17 protein-coding genes are annotated in these 15382 nt (G+C 60.6%); 12 read left to right on the forward strand and 5 right to left on the reverse strand.

Features of this window, described 5'->3' with window-relative positions; translation table 11 throughout:
* The 4 genes from QM600_RS26070 to QM600_RS26085 form a co-directional block, all read left to right on the forward strand.
* The coding region (locus tag QM600_RS26070) for a DinB family protein (protein ID WP_502943107.1) at positions 1-231 on the forward strand (231 nt) is incomplete at its 5' end.
* 121 nt (positions 232-352) lie between these two features.
* Complete coding sequence (locus tag QM600_RS26075; RefSeq protein ID WP_283264626.1) at positions 353-2020, forward strand: alkaline phosphatase D family protein; 1668 nt, start codon at positions 353-355, stop codon at positions 2018-2020.
* Positions 2017-3291, forward strand: a complete 1275-nt coding sequence (locus QM600_RS26080) for an alkaline phosphatase family protein (RefSeq protein ID WP_283264627.1) — start codon at positions 2017-2019, stop codon at positions 3289-3291. The genes QM600_RS26075 and QM600_RS26080 overlap by 4 nt, the downstream gene beginning before the upstream one ends.
* A 120-nt stretch (positions 3292-3411) precedes the next feature.
* Positions 3412-4338: an alpha/beta hydrolase gene (locus QM600_RS26085; RefSeq protein ID WP_283264629.1), complete on the forward strand. Its 927-nt coding sequence runs from the start codon at positions 3412-3414 to the stop codon at positions 4336-4338.
* Between the two features lie 76 nt (positions 4339-4414).
* Here the strand turns inward: QM600_RS26085 and QM600_RS26090 are convergent, their stop codons facing one another.
* Positions 4415-5065, reverse strand: coding sequence for a Dabb family protein (locus tag QM600_RS26090; RefSeq protein ID WP_283264631.1), 651 nt, complete (start codon positions 5063-5065; stop codon positions 4415-4417).
* Entirely contained in the window at positions 5058-5405 is a 348-nt protein-coding gene (locus QM600_RS26095; protein ID WP_283264632.1) for a hypothetical protein, read from the reverse strand. Before QM600_RS26095 ends, QM600_RS26090 begins: the two co-directional genes overlap by 8 nt.
* Positions 5406-5546: 141 nt before the next feature.
* Between QM600_RS26095 and QM600_RS26100 the strand changes: the two genes are divergently transcribed.
* Positions 5547-5858 (forward strand): HNH endonuclease, encoded by a 312-nt coding sequence (locus tag QM600_RS26100; protein ID WP_283264647.1) that lies wholly within the window; start codon positions 5547-5549, stop codon positions 5856-5858.
* On the opposite strand, the gene QM600_RS26105 is transcribed toward QM600_RS26100, so the two are convergent.
* Entirely contained in the window at positions 5855-6412 is a 558-nt protein-coding gene (locus tag QM600_RS26105) for a TIGR03086 family metal-binding protein (RefSeq protein ID WP_283264634.1), read from the reverse strand. The two genes, QM600_RS26100 and QM600_RS26105, sit on opposite strands and share 4 nt — an antisense overlap.
* Before the next feature lie 150 nt (positions 6413-6562).
* On the opposite strand from QM600_RS26105, the gene QM600_RS26110 reads away from it, so the two are divergent.
* Genes QM600_RS26110 through QM600_RS26130 form a run of 5 tightly spaced genes read left to right on the forward strand, consistent with a single transcriptional unit; the run spans position 6563 to position 11609 of the window.
* Positions 6563-7558, forward strand: a complete 996-nt coding sequence (locus tag QM600_RS26110) for an aldo/keto reductase (protein ID WP_283264636.1) — start codon at positions 6563-6565, stop codon at positions 7556-7558.
* Positions 7559-7603: 45 nt separating this feature from the next.
* Complete coding sequence (locus tag QM600_RS26115) at positions 7604-8872, forward strand: MFS transporter (protein ID WP_283264638.1); 1269 nt, start codon at positions 7604-7606, stop codon at positions 8870-8872.
* A 56-nt stretch (positions 8873-8928) separates the two neighbouring features.
* Positions 8929-9357: a DUF6325 family protein gene (locus QM600_RS26120; RefSeq protein ID WP_283264640.1), complete on the forward strand. Its 429-nt coding sequence runs from the start codon at positions 8929-8931 to the stop codon at positions 9355-9357.
* 20 nt (positions 9358-9377) lie between these two features.
* Complete coding sequence (locus QM600_RS26125; protein ID WP_283264641.1) at positions 9378-9686, forward strand: SHOCT domain-containing protein; 309 nt, start codon at positions 9378-9380, stop codon at positions 9684-9686.
* A gap of 24 nt (positions 9687-9710) precedes the next feature.
* Positions 9711-11609: an alkyl/aryl-sulfatase gene (locus QM600_RS26130; RefSeq protein WP_283264642.1), complete on the forward strand. Its 1899-nt coding sequence runs from the start codon at positions 9711-9713 to the stop codon at positions 11607-11609.
* Here the strand turns inward: QM600_RS26130 and QM600_RS26135 are convergent.
* Entirely contained in the window at positions 11596-12576 is a 981-nt protein-coding gene (locus QM600_RS26135; RefSeq protein ID WP_502943108.1) for an endonuclease/exonuclease/phosphatase family protein, read from the reverse strand. The two genes, QM600_RS26130 and QM600_RS26135, sit on opposite strands and share 14 nt — an antisense overlap.
* 434 nt (positions 12577-13010) lie before the next feature.
* A complete protein-coding gene (locus QM600_RS26140; RefSeq protein WP_283264644.1) occupies positions 13011-13652 on the reverse strand; it encodes a TetR/AcrR family transcriptional regulator in 642 nt (213 codons plus the stop codon).
* A gap of 94 nt (positions 13653-13746) precedes the next feature.
* On the opposite strand from QM600_RS26140, the gene QM600_RS26145 reads away from it, so the two are divergent.
* Together QM600_RS26145 and QM600_RS26150 are read left to right on the forward strand one after the other, a co-directional pair.
* Positions 13747-14208, forward strand: a complete 462-nt coding sequence (locus QM600_RS26145) for a MaoC family dehydratase (RefSeq protein WP_243618674.1) — start codon at positions 13747-13749, stop codon at positions 14206-14208.
* Positions 14209-14237: 29 nt separating this feature from the next.
* Positions 14238-15382 (forward strand): acyl-CoA dehydrogenase family protein (locus QM600_RS26150; RefSeq protein WP_283264646.1); only part of this gene is annotated, 1145 nt, incomplete at its 3' end.

A 15382-nucleotide genomic window follows, 5' to 3' on the forward strand; every position in this document is an offset into this window, starting at 1 on the left:
ACAAATGAAGCCCTGGTGCACGGCTGGGATCTTGCCGTCGCGATCGGGCAGCCATTCGAGGCCGACCCGGCGCTCGTCGAGCCGACAGCGGCAGCGCTACGTCAGTTACTTCCTGCTGCCGCTCGTGTGCCCGGTGTGCCCTTCTCTGCCGTAGTGGAGCCCCGCTCCGGGGCCGGCCCTACGGAACGTCTCGCAAATTGGTCGGGGCGAACCTCGCGCGGCTGGGGCTGAAGCCTCCGCCCCTGTGCGTACTTCTGGTAGTTGGCGCTACCAAAAAGGCGCACGGGCGAAGCCTCGGTGAACATAGAGAAACTCTCTTGTACGCCTGTCCAATTGTGGGTTCACTCCTAGCGTGCACCCGAATGCCTTTGAACGAATAACCAGACGTGGACTCCTGCAGAGTTCGGCCGTACTTGCGGGTGCGGCAACCCTCGGTGTTGTCGGAGCGAACCGCGCGGGCGCTGAGGTGGCCGCGAGTTTTGCGCACGGTGTCGCCTCCGGAGATCCGTTGCCGGACTCCGTGATCATTTGGACGCGCGTCACGCCGGTTGCGGCGGCGACACCGGGTTCCGGTGTCGGGCCGTCGGTGACGCTGAACTGGCAGGTCGCGATCGATGAGGGGTTCGCGAGCGTCGTCGCATCGGGAAGTGTTGTGGCTTCCGTGGATTCCGATCACACCGCCAAAGTTGATGTGACCGGACTCGATTCGTCGACCGCCTACTGGTACCGATTCACAGCGGGCTCGGCAGTCTCGCCGGTGGGCCGTACCCGCACGGCTCCGTCGAATTCCGCTGACCTCGAGCGTCTACGGTTCGGAGTGGTGTCCTGCTCCAACTGGGAAGCAGGCTATTTCGGTGCCTACCGTCATCTCGGGCTACGCGAAGACCTCGACGCGATCATTCATCTCGGTGACTACATCTACGAATACGGTCAAGGCGAGTACGGATCGGTTCGGTTGCATGAACCGGCTCACGAGATCACCACACTGGCTGACTATCGAATCCGGCACGCACAGTACAAAACAGATCCGGATCTTGCCTCGCTGCATCTGAAACTGCCGTTCATCACCACCTGGGATGATCACGAATCGGCGAATGACGCGTACGCGGGTGGGGCAGAAAACCACACACCGGGAGTCGAAGGCGACTGGGCTGATCGAAAGGCCAACTCGGCCAAGGCCTATTTCGAGTGGATGCCAGTCCGGCCGTCGGGCAGCGGCTCGGCAACCCAGCTCTACCGTCGGTTCCGTTTCGGAAATCTGGCGGAACTTTCCATGCTCGACCTGCGCACCTACCGCGACGAACAGCCCACAATGCGCCAGGTAGATGATCCCGCGCGCAGCATAACCGGACGCGCTCAGATGGATTGGCTCACCAACGGGATCATCAGCTCGCCCACACAATGGAAGATCGTCGGAAACCCGGTGATGATCACTCCGTGTGTGTTCCCACCGTTGGAACCTGCGACCACAGCTGCGCTGACGGAGTTGGTGGGTATTCCGCAGGGTGGATACCCGTACAACACCGATCAGTGGGACGGCTACACCGCTGACAGGAACAGGCTTTTCGACGCCATTACTTCGAACAACGTCGACAACACGGTCTTCATCACCGGCGATATCCATACGTCTTGGGCGTGTGATCTGCCGACCAACGCCGCAAATTATCCAGGTGGCCCGACCGTCGGCGCGGAGTTCGTGGTGCCCTCGGTGACGTCCGCCAATATCGACGAGATGCTGAAAGTTCCGCCGCGCACGGCATCTGTTGCTGCGGAAGAAGCATTCACGTTGGTTAATCGGCACGTTCGATACGTGGAGTTGGACTCACACGGCTACGGTGTATTCGAGATCTCGCGTGGCAGCACCCAGATGGACTGGTACTACGTCGACAGTCTCACCGATCCTCAGAGCAACGCGCACTATGCGGCCAGCTACGGGCTACCTGCCGGAGTCGGTGCCAGAGTTTCACGTTCGTCGATTCCGCTTGATCCCGCCTCGTACCGACCAGGAGTATCTCAGTGAGTTCGGAAGTTTCACGTCGTCAGGTTCTGATCGGCGGAAGTATTGTTGCGGGAACAGCTTTGCTCGGTTCTCCGGCATTTTCCGGTGTGCCGGCAAACATGGGTATTCCTGACGTCGACGTGTACGTCATGGTTGTCGACGGTATGCGCCCCGACGAGTTGCGCGCAGACCTCACACCGATGCTCACGGGTCTGGCGGCGGGTGGCATTCACTACCCGAATGCCAGCGCGATCAACATCGCCGAGACGCTCCCTAATCACACGGCCATGATGACCGGCGTCTACCCCGCTCGTTCGGGAGTACCCGCCAATTCGGTGTACGACCCTGCCGTCGGCAAGGCCCGTGATCTTGATCGTGCATCTGATCTGCAGACGTCGACCGTCCTCGAACGGGTACGTACCGAACTCGGATTGACCACGGCGAGTGTGCTGTCCAAGCATTACCTACACGGACTGTTCGGCGATCGTGCGTCCGTTGTCTGGGATCCGCAGCCGCTGCTTCCGGGCACCGCGCACGCTCCGGACAACTTCACGATCGATGCCCTGATCCGCATCGTCGGCGACAGCTCGCCGCGATTGTCGTTCACCAACCTCGGTGACGTCGATCGGGTTGGACACCTTGATCTTTCGGGACCGTCTATTCGTATCGCTCGTACGGCCGCGTTGCAGAACACCGACAATCAGGTACGACGCTTTGTCGACTTCCTCCACGCCACCGGTCGATGGAACCGCAGCATTGTCATAGTGTTGGCCGATCATTCCATGGACTGGTCGGAGCCGGCGCGGCTCGTCGGGCTGGATCGTCCGCTCAATGCGGATCCGTTGTTGGCCGGGAAGATTCGGATCGCCCAGAACGGTGGCGCGGATCTGATCTACTTCGTGGGGCCGGATGAGGACCGTAGTGAGGCCACCGCGCGCATTCAGCAGATCGTCGGTTCAGTTGCCGGTGTCGAATCAAGTCATCTGCCGGCCGAATTCAACCTCGGTGCCAATGCGGGTGACGTGGTCGCATTCTGCTCGCAGGGTTGGCGGTTCAGTGATCCGACGCCACTGTCCAATCCGATCCCCGGAAACCACGGTCACTCCGTGACACTTCCCATCCCGTTCTTCCTCAGCGGTGGACATCCCGCACTCGACGGTGGACGAGCCCTGGCTGAGCAGGCGCGCACCATCGATGTGGCCCCGACAGTTGCTGCGTTGTTGGGACTGGGTGCGCCGGTCGGCGGTTGGGACGGAGTCGCCCGCACGGCCGGGGTTGCCGTGCCTGCCTAGTGTCGTGGTGGATTGACCCGCTGGACGGGAGACTTGGTTCCCATCGGTGGTCGGGCGACTTATCGTGGCGACGCACGATGTGCCGGGCGGCGGGCATCGGCGACGATCAGGAGACCGGCCATGACACTGCTTCCAGAAGTAACCGAAATGCTCGCTGTCCTGGAAGCAGGTTTCCCTGATGTGTCGAGTGTTCCGCCGGTTGAATTACGGGCCTTGATTCGTGGCCGACGTGCACCACTGCAACGACTTCCGGATATGCGCGAGGTTCACGACCTCACGATAGACGGTCCGGGTGGTGATCTATCGCTGCGAGTCTTCCGACCACACGGTGGTGACGATCCAATGCCTGTGGTGGTATTCGCCCATGGCGGCGGGTTTGTGTTCTGTGACCTCGACAGTCACGACGAATTCTGCCGGTCGATGGCGGAAGGCGTTGGTGCCGTTGTAGTTTCCGTTGACTATCGACTGGCTCCGGAACATCAAGCTCCGGCAGCCCACGACGACGTGTATGCAGCTTTGGAGTGGACTGCGAAGAATGCGGGCGAGTTCGGCGGAGATCCGACGAGGATTGCCCTGGCCGGAGACAGTGCCGGTGGAAACCTGGCCGCAACGGTATCCATAGCCGCGAGGGATCGAGGAGGCCCGGATGTGGTTGCGCAGGTTCTCATCTACCCGGTGATCGATGATGATTTCGACACGCAGTCGTATCGGCTGTACGGCTCCGGTTACTACAACACGGCCTCGGCGATGAAGTGGTATTGGCAGCAGTACGCCCCCGGCGGAACTGATGACGCTCGTCTGGTTCCCACCCGAGCGGAAACACTGGTAGGCCTGCCGTCCGCGGTGGTTGTCACCGCAGAGTTGGATCCGCCCTGCGCATCGGGTGATTCTTATGCGCAGATGCTCGGTGCGGCGGGTGTGCCCGTCCGGCATCGCCGATTCGACGGGCTCTTTCACGGATTCCTGACCATGCCCTCGCTCTCGTTCACTGAGCCTGCTCGACGCGAGGTCTGGGACATGATGCGGGCCGCGCTCGACGTGGGATAGAGGCCGTTCGCGACCCGGAATCGACAGTCATTCGATTCCGGGTGTCGCGCTTGTTGGACATTTTTCAGTGAATTCTCTAGCTGCCAATCAAGATTGGCGCATCGAGCGCACAGAAGGTGTGGCAGACTCGATCACGAATGATGACCTCGGTGCATTCCGGATCGAACCAACGGTCCACGACGCCCCAGTGAATCGGATGATCGAGGTACTGTCCCGACAACGATTCGTGGTCAGTGAATTCTTGCTCCCACACGTGTGTCCACTGCGTCGGACCAATCGACGCACTGACACGGCTGAGCCGCCACGCTCCGATCGACGACACGAGTGCCGGCATCCGAAGTAGATCGCGTTCGAAGTGCTCGATGGCTGTCAGCGGGGTGCCGGGGGTGACCCGGACGAGTAGTGCCCGGTAGATGCCGGTTCGGGTATCGGTAGTCGATCGACCGCTGATTCCGTTCTGGTACTCGACACCATGAAAATGTGCGACGGCCGGGTGGTCGAGGCTTCTGTCGAATACAGCACCAGCGCACTGCGACGAAGATTCGTCGGTGAACTCTGCGTGGACTATCAGATCTCCGCCGTTGATTACTCCCGGCAGTGTTTCGGAAACGATGTGCCGTGCAGCGCCGCACGATTCGGCGGCCGACTTGACGGCGATAACGGCGGCGGCCCACTCGTCGGGTGCGCAGCCATCGGCAGCCTGGACGATCCGGGTGACGCTATACATTGCTCAGTCCTTCGATATCGGCGGCGTCGGCAGCCATGGTGCGACTACGCTCCACGATCAAGGGAGCGCTGCGTTCCCACCACTGACTGATAGTGGGATCGCCTCGCCCTTGGCGCGTCATCGCCCACCAACCGGCCGTGCCCTCCACCGTCCAGGTAATCGTCACTACGTTGGATTCGTTGTCGGTCCAGAGTGGGGGACTGACGAGAACACTTGCGAGGGTCATGCTTCGACGCTGTGCGTTCGGCACGTACTCGGCCAGGTATGCATCGACGAACTTCTTCCCGCATCCTGGTTCCGTGATGATCCGGTCGATCACGTACACCTTTTCGCCTGCCATACCCGTAACCTACTGCGATCCGAATCCTGCAGAACTGTCCGTTCCGCGCAGTGGGAGACGTGCGTAAGGTGCCGGTACGATTCTGTGGTGACGATCAACCGCAGTCGCAAAGCCACCTACGCGCGCCGACGCAAACGTCGGATGGATAGCGTCGAACATGACCTCAGCAGTGAGCAGTGGTCTGCGCTCACATCTGCGTGGGACGGCTGCGCGTACTGCGGTGCGCAAGACACACCGCTACAGCGGGATTGTGTCCTGGCGATCTCGCGCGGTGGCCGCTACACGCTCGACAACATTGCGCCGGCCTGCGCGTCGTGCAATGCCAGCAAGTGCAACAGCGAAGTCACACTCTGGTTGCGTCGCAAAGGTTATGACGAGAAAGCGTTCCTACTTCGTCATGCCGAGATCGGCATGACGCTGCGAGCCCACTTCTCGGAGATCGATCCGGCTTAGCGGGGATCACGGCCCGTCAGTGCAATCAGCTTGTCCTGCAACGTGGAATCGTCAGGAATCTCGACTGGCTCTGCAAACAAACCGCTTTCGGCAAGCATGTCACGCTGACCGTCCAGGTCGGACCAGACGGCTTCGACGAGTGTCGGGTCCAGAGGTTCTTTGGCCCCGACGGCTCGGCCGAGATCCCAGCTGTGGATGGTGACATCCGAGGTCTGCTGGCGCAGATACGGTTCCATGTCCACAGTGCCGTAGGACAGATGAACTTGGGTGGTGAGGTTGGTGGATTTCCAGGCTTGGATGGCGGCTTCGGAATATTTCTGCCACTCGGTCCACAGATCGTCACCGACCGGAACGATGTCGGGCGTCGCCTCACCAACCGTGAGGCCGGCCAGCAGCGGCGGCACCCACTGCTGTTCTTCGATCACATGGCGGACCAGATGTTCCACCTGCCAGTCGGAATCCGGTGTGGGTGCATTCCAGTCCTCGACGAGCGATAGTCGTGAACCGAATTCACGGTGGGCTGTGAGCACGAGTTCGATCCAATCGAAAGCCATCAATCGAGGGTAACCCGACTAACCCGTGCCGGGCCAGAGCGTCGGCCGGCATTGTCGTCTGAACAGCGGATAGTGTGCCGTTCGATGCGTCGTTGGCAGTTTCGGGAGAGACTGTGAGGGTTGTCCGTCTTCCCAGTTCGAGGAGTGCTCATGTCTGTTCCGACCGTCAATCTGGCCGAAGGCCTCACCGTCAGCGCACAGGGTTACGGTGCGATGTCCGTGGCGCCGGTGTACGGGTCCGTAGATCCGGCGGAAGCACTGGCGACGATTCATCACGCGGTGGACATCGGGATCACCTTCATCGATACCGCGAACATCTACGGCGACGGTGCCAGCGAGCGGGCCGTCGGCAAGCTTCTCGAAACCCGTCGGGACGAGGTGCAGTTGGCCACCAAATTCGGTTTGGTCGGCAATCCCGCGAGCGGCCAGCGGGGGATCAACGGTGATCCGACGTACGTATCGGAGGCACTCGACGCGTCTCTCGGACGGTTGGGTGTCGATCATGTCGACCTGTACTACCTGCATCGGGTTGATCCGAACGTTCCGATCGAGGACTCCGTCGGTGCGATGGCCGAGCAGGTGAAGGCCGGCAAGATCCGCCACATCGGACTGTCTGAAGCAACCGGCGACGAATTGCGTCGGGCCTGCGCGGTCCATCCCATCGCCGCGATCCAATCCGAGTGGAGCGTGTGGAGCCGCGACGTGGAGAACAAGGTGGTTCCCGCAGCTGCCGAACTCGGCGTTGGATTCGTTCCGTTCTCACCCGTCGGCCGCGGGTTCCTGGCCGGTTCGTTCGACGCCGCTTCGCTGGGTGAAAACGATCTGCGTCGACGCTTCCCCCGATACACCGATGCCGCGATGGTCGCCAACCAGAAGGTGCTCGACGTCGTGCGTGAGGTGGGTGCCGAACTCGGAGCGACGCCCGCTCAGGTTTCACTCGCGTGGCTCGACGCCAAGGGGCGGCAGTACGGCCTTCCGTCGGTGTCCATCCCGGGTACGCGCTTCGCGAAGCGTGTCACGGAGAATGCCGGTGCTCTGGATATCGAGCTCACCGAAGATCAGATTTCGCGCCTCGACGCGCTGGCCGCGATCACCGACGGCTACCGTTCGGAGGACCTGAACTGGATCTCGCAGGGACGCGAATAGTTACGTCCTGAGGCCCCCGAACGAGAGGCGTAACATTACTGCGCGATGAAAAAAGTATGGTTGGTCTGGGGTATCGGTGTTTTCGCCTACATGATCGCCGTGCTTCATCGCACGTCGTTCGGAGTGTCGGGCCTCGCTGCGGCAGAACGATTCTCGATCAGTCCGAGTGTTCTCTCGAGCTTTGTCGTCTTGCAGATCGTCGTCTATGCCGGCATGCAGATTCCGGCCGGAGTGCTCCTCGATCGTTACGGTTCGCGGATCATGATCGCTGTGGGTGCCGCAATCATGATGTCGGCTCAGTTCACCCTCGCGCTGACCGAATCGCTGCCGATTGCGATCGGTGCGCGCATCGCGGTCGGCGCCGGTGATGCGCTCACCTTCATTTCCGTTCTGCGTCTGGTGCCGCAATGGTTCCCGGCCCGCCAAGTGCCAGTTGTTTCGCAGTTCACCGGTATTCTCGGTCAGATCGGCCAGGTCCTTTCTGCGTTGCCGTTCATGTTGTTGCTTAACGGGTTTGGTTGGACACTCGCCTACGGCAGTGCCGCAGCCATGGGGGTGATTGCTTTTGTGCTCGCGCTCGCGATCATCCGCGACGCGCCACCCGGTGCGGACGTCACCACGGTTCCGGTCGGTGCCCGAGACGTCGTCCGTCAGATCAAGGTGGTGTGGATGCGCCCCGGTACACGCCTCGGTTTCTTCACTCACATGGGCACTCAGTTCTCGATAACCACATTCGCATTGCTGTGGGGCGTGCCGTACCTGTCGTCAGCGCAAGGCCTCGACGACGCAACGGTTGGTTCGTTGCTCTCACTTTCGGTGATCTCGGCGATTGTCGCCGGCCCGATCCTCGGCGTTCTCACCGGTCGCTTCCCGATGCGCCGATCGTGGTTGGTGCTTTCCATCATGATCAGCAACGCCGCGATGTGGACCGTCGTGTTGTCGCTGGATCATCCGGCACCGTTGTGGCTTCTGGTAATTCTGATCGTCGTGATCTCCATCGGCGGGCCCGGGTCGATGATCGGATTCGACTACGCCCGCACTTCCAACCCCAGTTCCAACATGGGTACCGCTCAAGGCATGGTGAATATCGGCGGATTCCTCGCGTCCCTGATCGTGATTCAGGTGATGGGCGTGATCCTCGGGAACATGGGCGGCTACACCTTCGACGGTTTCCGTGTGGCCTGGATGGTTCAGTACCCGGTCTGGATTCTCGGAATCATCGGTGTGCTGGTGACCCGAGGAAAGGCACGACGCGAACTTGCCGCCGACGGTGTTCACGTGCGTTCGATGCGTGAGGTTCTTCGCCGTCGCTGACGATTTCATCCTCTGCGGGTGAGGATCCTCGACGGTGACGATGCCACGCTGAACAGATGAACGAAGCACGCAACGTTGGTCCAGTCGAGTTGGTGGTGGTGGCGTTCCCCGGTTCGAGAGTGGACCCGGACACCGTCGCGGCCTTGCAGAACATTGTCGAGCGGGGGTTTGTGACGCTGCTTGATCTCGTCTACATCGCCAAAGACACCGAAGGCAACCTCAGGCAGGTCGATGTCGATGAAGACCTCACCGATATCGGGCTCGGAATACTGTCGATCGAGGCAAAAGCGTTGATCAGCGACGAGGATCTCGACGTGGTCCGTGAGTCTCTCGAACCGGGGACGTCGGCCGCGATCATCGTCTATGAGCAGACGTGGGCGCGGGAATTTGCGTCGAAGGCCCGGGCCGGCGGCGGAGAAGTGGTCCTTCACGTTCAGATCCCGCACGACGTCGTAGTGGCCGCTGTCGATGCGGCACTTCAGTAGCTTCAGTAGAGGAGACCGGCATGGTTTTTCGAGGTGGACGTAGAGGACGGCCCGGTTTGCTCGGCACCGTAGCGCGAACCGCGGTGGTCGCGGGAACAGCTAAAGCGACGTCGAATGCGATGGATCGACGCGGCCAGCAGAAGGCTGCCGAGCAACAGGGGTATCAGCAACAACAGCAGCAGGCGGCGGCGCCGGCACCGCCACCACCGTCAGCCCCGCCGGCTGAGGACGATCTGGTCTCGAAACTGCAGGAACTCGGAAAGCTGCACCAGTCCGGGGTGCTTTCGGATGAGGAATTTTCGGCAGCAAAAGCGAAGTTGCTCGGGTAGTTTTACCGTCGAAAGGTCATGCTCATGACTGATCCCCGCGACGCGTCAGCTGTGATTGCCTCGGCGAATGCAAAAGTTGTTGATTCACTTCCCTTCTCCGACACCGCTGATATGGATGACGCGGACCGAGGGCTCATCGCTGCGCTCGATCCCGGAACGGTGATCGACGGTAACGGGAAAACTATCTGGGACAACGATTCTTACGCCCTTCTTCGGGAGGAGTGCCCTCCGACAGTCAATCCGAGTCTGTGGCGTCAGTCCGGCTTGGTAGCGAGGCAGGGACTGTACGAGGTATCGGAAACGATCTATCAGGTTCGCGGTCTCGACTTGTCGAACATGACGCTGATCGAGGGCGAGACCGGCGTCATCGTCATAGATCCGTTGATCAGTCAGGAAACAGGCGCGGCGGCGCTTGCTCTCTATCGGAAGCATCGTGGGGATCGCCCGGTGAAAGCGGTGATCTACACCCATTCGCACATCGACCATTTCGGTGGGGTCAAAGGCGTCACGACCGCGGAGGATGTTGCGACGGGGCGTTGTGTCGTGTTGGCTCCCAACGGTTTCGTGGAACATGCCGTCGAGGAAAATGTTTATGCGGGAACGGCTATGGCTCGGCGGGCGGCGTACATGTACGGCGCAGCGCTACCGCGTGGGCCGCGCGGAGCGGTCGGTGCGGGGTTGGGGCAGACGACATCGACAGGAACTCCGACGCTCATTGCGCCGACCCTTTCGATCTCCACGACCGGCCACACCGAAACACTCGACGGCGTTCGTATCGAGTTTCAGATGACTCCCGGCACGGAAGCGCCGTCCGAGATGAATTTCTACTTCCCAGATCTGCGCGCACTGTGCATGGCGGAGAATGCAACTCACAACTTGCATAATTTGCTCACGCTACGCGGCGCATTGGTCCGAGACCCGCACGTGTGGTCGTCGTATCTCACGGAATCGATCAATCGCTACGCGGCACGTTCGGACGTCTTGTTCGCGTCGCATCACTGGCCCACCTGGGGGACCGGACGCCTCACGGAGTTCTTGTCCCTGCAACGCGATCTGTACGGGTATCTCCATGATCAAACGCTGCGTCGAATCAATCAAGGCTGGACGGGTATCGAGATCGCCGAGGCCATCGAACTGCCTCCAGCCTTGAAGCGAGCGTGGCACACCCACGGGTACTACGGTTCGGTCAGCCACAATGTCAAAGCCATCTATCAGCGGTACATGGGGTGGTTCGACGGCAATCCGGCACACCTGTGGGAGCATCCACTGGTCGAGTCCGCCCAGCGTCACGTCGAATTCATGGGCGGCTCTGCCGAGGTCCTTCGTAAGGCACGGGAATCATTCGATCAAGGCGACTTCCGTTGGGTTGCGCAGGTAGTCAACTATGTAGTCTTTGCCGAACCCGAGAATGTCGAGGCCAGGAATCTGCAGGCGGATACGCTGGAACAACTCGGATACGGCGCCGAGAACGGAACCTGGCGCAACTTCTACCTCACCGGGGCATACGAACTGCGCAACGGATCGGTCGGGACGCCGGCACAGGCGTCGGCTCCCGATATCGTGATGGCACTGTCGGTGAGCCAGGTGTTCGACGCGATCTCTCTGCGGGTCGACGGTCCACGGGCCTGGGGTGCACACATCGTCATCGATTGGAACATCACCGACGAAGAGCTTTTGTATCGAACGGAATTGAACAATGGTGTACTGGTTCACTTCGACCGACCGGCTGATGCCGGCCCAGTGGATGCAACGTTGACTCTGGCTCGGCCCATGTTACTGGGTGTACTGCTGGGCGGCGCAGATTTAGCCGCTGCTATCGGAGACGGAAGTGTTGTCGTGGAAGGGGATCCAGCCAAGCTCGCAGAACTTGCCGGCTACCTGGACGATCCGGACCCGAACTTTGCGATAGTCACGCCAACGTGATGTCGGCAATCAATCCGTGATGGTCGGATCCCTCGATGTCGATGCGTTCGAGTGATGTCGCCACTGCACCTTTGGTGAGGATGTGATCGATACCGACGATCGCGGGATACCACTTGTCCGTGGGGTAGGTGGGTATGAGTCCGGTGCCCACCTGATCGGCGGCGCTCGAGTAACCGTTGTTGAGTAGATCGCGAAACTGCTTGTGCGAGTAGGTCGCATTGAAGTCGCCGCTGACAATCACATTGTCGCGGCCGGCTACCTCCGACATGTAGCTGCCGAGCTTGCGCTGTTCTGCAGCCCATACCGTAGCGGGTGAGACGTACGGCGCGGCAGTATGCACGGCAAACAACGTGACTGGTTGCGGTAAGCCGACATTCAGCTCAGCAGCCAAGGTTTCGGGTGAGAAGCCGTCCAGGCTGCGTGTATTCGACAGCGGGAATCGGCTGTAAATTCCGCCGCCACCGCCGCCACCTGCGTAGGGGACCAAGAACTGGAACGGCAGGAGAGTCTCCAGCCCGGCAGCTTTCAAAGCGTCGGCCTCGTGTGACGTCAACTCGTCAATGGTCACCACATCTACGTTTCGATCGCGGACTGTGGCGACAAGAGATTCCGGGTTTGCCGAACCGACCATCAGATTGGCTTGCATGACGCGAATCGACGGACCGGCTGCAGCGGAGGTCGGACCACCCACGTACAGCGGGCCGACAAACCATCCGAAGGCGCTCAAGACAACTACCGAAGCCGCGCACACGATCCACTGACGCCCGATTCCGGCGACCAAGCCGCCGATCAACGGGGCGATCATCAACAGCGGAGCGAACGACGCAAGGATGATCACCACGTTGTGGTCGACATTGAGCCTGGTGGCAAGTAATCCGATGAGTCCAACCACGACGCCCGTAACTCCGACAAGGGCTGCAAGCCGACGCAAGAGGGCTCGGCGAGGGCTCACTGTGTCGGAAGGCATGATCTCCATAGAAGCAGACTGGTTGACGGGCACAGCCGAAAACATACTGGTGTCTTTCGTTTGATCGACAGTCAGAGACCTATCGGTCCGTTGGCGTGTGCTCGTCGGCGTCGTTGTCAGCGGGTTCTGTCTCGCAATGAGCGCCGCGAAGAAGCAGCTGCGCAGAAGCGCAGGCACCGACCGGATACACGGAAACCGGGCAACCGATCTACCCGTACAGTCGGCGTACCAACTCACTTGCTGTTGTGGCGCTCGTACTCGGATTCGTTATTGCACCGCCCGCGATTTCCGGTAGGTCACGTGTTTCGTGCCCAGATCAGGGCGACAGGCGAGTAAGGCAGCGGAATGGCTTTGGCTGGATTGGTTCTCGGCTATTTGTCACTTGTGGGTATCTCGGTGTTGGCCGCGGTCTTCGCTGGCAACGCCTGAGCGAATCACTCCTGGCGGTTGGCGACCAGCGTGGCGTACCGGGCTTCGAGCCCATCGAGAAGTGAATCGAGTGCGAGCTCGAAACTGGCGCCGTCGATTTCAGCTGCACGCTCACGAAGGAGATGGGCCCGGGTGAGGTGGGGATAGCGTTCGTCGTAGATATCGGGATCGTCGACAAAGCCGCCGGAGAAGGTCGACATCGCGGCGCCGACAACCAGATATTTCACTGATGCGCCGATCAGGGTGGCGGTGCGTTGCGGCCAGCCGGCGCGGACAAGCCCGCCGTGGATGGCGTTCGCCCGTTCCAGTGCGATAGGTCGAAGGCTCGGCCCGTAAGCGAGAAACGGGACGATGTTCGGGTGCTGGGCGAGAGCGGAGCGGTAGGAACGGCCCCAGGTCTGCAGTGCCGAACGCCAATCGTCGGAAGTGAATCCGCTGACATCGACGGATTCCATGATCGTGTTGGCGACGTCGTCGAGCAGTTCGTCTTTGTTGGCGTAATGGCTGTACAGCGAGGGCGCTTGGACGCTCAGGGCGGTGGCCAGCTTGCGCATCGAGAAGTCGTTGAGGCCCTTCTCGTCAACCAACGTGAGGGCTGCATCTCTGATGATTTGCCTGCTCAGCAGTGGAATGCGCGGTCGCGCCATCGTGATCAGCCTCCTTGGATGTACTGGACAACCTTACACTGTGAGTTTATGATCGGGCATACCTAACAGTGTTCGGAAAAGACCGGAGAATTCGATGACACGTGTATTCGAGAGCAAGAGCGATCTTCTGGGCGCGGTTGGTGAGACGCTGGGGACAAGTGAGTGGCTCGAGATCACGCGCGAGATGGTTCACCAGTTTGCCGACGCGACCGGTGATCACCAATGGATTCACGTCGACGACGAACGTGCAAAGCGCGAATCGCCTTTCGGCGGCCCGATTGCACACGGTTACCTGACTCTCTCGCTCATCCCGGTCCTCTCCAAGAGCGTGTACCGGATCGAGGGCCCGAAACTCCTGGTCAACTATGGTTCCGACAAAGTGCGATTCCCCAGTCCCGTTCCGGTGGGTTCGCGGGTTCGCAACACCGTCGTCCTGACTTCGGTCGAAGAATTGCCCAACGGTTCGCTGCAGAGCCAGGTCACCAACACGGTGGAGATCGAAGGCTCGGACAAGCCTGCTGTTGTGGCGCAAACAGTGACACGAATCTTCTTCTGAATATCTCCTGTACAAGAAAGTAGTCTTCTGTGAATCTTGAACTCACCAGCGAGGAAGTAGCATTCCGCGACGAGCTGCGAACCTTCTTCACCACTGAAATTTCGGCCGAACTCCGCGAGCGTGCAGGAGGTTTCGGAAAACTGAGCCGCGAAGACCTCATCACGAGCCAGAAGGTCCTCAACGCGCACGGACTCGCGGTTCCGCATTGGCCCGTGGAGTGGGGCGGCAAGGACTGGACTCCGGTTCAGCGCCACATCTATACGGACGAAATGCAGTTGGCATCAGTGCCCAATCCGCTGCCGTTCAACGTCGCAATGGTCGGCCCGGTCATCGCAGCTTTCGGTTCGCAGGAACAGAAGGAGAAGTTCCTTCCCGCGACGGCCAACCTGGATATCTGGTGGTGCCAAGGGTTTTCGGAGCCCGAATCGGGTTCCGACCTGGCGTCGCTGAAGACGACCGCTGTTCGCGACGGCGACGACTACATCGTCAACGGACAGAAGACGTGGACAACGCTGGCGCAGCACGCTGATTGGATCTTCTGCCTCGTCCGCACCGACTCAGGTGCAGCGAAGCGGCAAGCCGGAATTTCATTCCTGCTAATCGACCTCGCAACCCCCGGTATCACCGTTCGCCCCATCAAGTTGATCGACGGTAGCGTCGAGGTCAACGAGGTGTTCTTCGACAACGTACGAGTGCCCGCGGAGAACCGCGTCGGCGAGGAGAACAAGGGTTGGGACTACGCTAAGTTCCTTCTCGGAAACGAGCGCACCGGCGTCACCCGCGTCGGCTACTCCAAAACACTTGTCGCCAAGGCGAAAGAGAAGGCTCGTGAGGTCCGCGTCGGAGCCGGAACGCTCCTCGAGGATCCGCTGTTCGCGGCCCGGTTGGCGGAGTTGGAAAATGAACTCCTGGCCCTGGACCTGACGCAACTTCGCGTCGTCGCGAGTTCTGCAGACGGCAAGCCGAATCCGGCGTCGTCGCTGCTCAAGCTCCGTGGCTCCGAATTGCAGCAGGCCGCAACCGAACTGCTGGCCGATGTCGCCGGACCGGATTCGTTGCCGGTGGATGCTACTGACATCAGCTCACCGGAGTGGGCGCAGCAGTCGGTACCGCGCTACCTGAACTACCGGAAGGTTTCCATCTACAGCGGATCAAGTGAGGTGCAGCGCTCCAT

It is taken from the genome of Rhodococcus sp. IEGM 1379, from assembly GCF_030056815.1.
GTDB lineage: Bacteria > Actinomycetota > Actinomycetes > Mycobacteriales > Mycobacteriaceae > Rhodococcus_F.

Coding starts and splice junctions, on each gene's coding strand:
- QM600_RS26085 (WP_283264629.1), top strand. CDS start 3,412: ATGACACTGCTTCCAGAAGTAACCGAAATGCTCGCTGTCCTGGAAGCA.
- QM600_RS26090 (WP_283264631.1), bottom strand. CDS start 5,065: ATGTATAGCGTCACCCGGATCGTCCAGGCTGCCGATGGCTGCGCACCC.
- QM600_RS26095 (WP_283264632.1), bottom strand. CDS start 5,405: ATGGCAGGCGAAAAGGTGTACGTGATCGACCGGATCATCACGGAACCA.
- QM600_RS26100 (WP_283264647.1), top strand. CDS start 5,547: ATGGATAGCGTCGAACATGACCTCAGCAGTGAGCAGTGGTCTGCGCTC.
- QM600_RS26105 (WP_283264634.1), bottom strand. CDS start 6,412: ATGGCTTTCGATTGGATCGAACTCGTGCTCACAGCCCACCGTGAATTC.
- QM600_RS26110 (WP_283264636.1), top strand. CDS start 6,563: ATGTCTGTTCCGACCGTCAATCTGGCCGAAGGCCTCACCGTCAGCGCA.
- QM600_RS26115 (WP_283264638.1), top strand. CDS start 7,604: ATGAAAAAAGTATGGTTGGTCTGGGGTATCGGTGTTTTCGCCTACATG.
- QM600_RS26120 (WP_283264640.1), top strand. CDS start 8,929: ATGAACGAAGCACGCAACGTTGGTCCAGTCGAGTTGGTGGTGGTGGCG.
- QM600_RS26125 (WP_283264641.1), top strand. CDS start 9,378: ATGGTTTTTCGAGGTGGACGTAGAGGACGGCCCGGTTTGCTCGGCACC.
- QM600_RS26130 (WP_283264642.1), top strand. CDS start 9,711: ATGACTGATCCCCGCGACGCGTCAGCTGTGATTGCCTCGGCGAATGCA.
- QM600_RS26135 (WP_502943108.1), bottom strand. CDS start 12,576: ATGCCTTCCGACACAGTGAGCCCTCGCCGAGCCCTCTTGCGTCGGCTT.
- QM600_RS26140 (WP_283264644.1), bottom strand. CDS start 13,652: ATGGCGCGACCGCGCATTCCACTGCTGAGCAGGCAAATCATCAGAGAT.
- QM600_RS26145 (WP_243618674.1), top strand. CDS start 13,747: ATGACACGTGTATTCGAGAGCAAGAGCGATCTTCTGGGCGCGGTTGGT.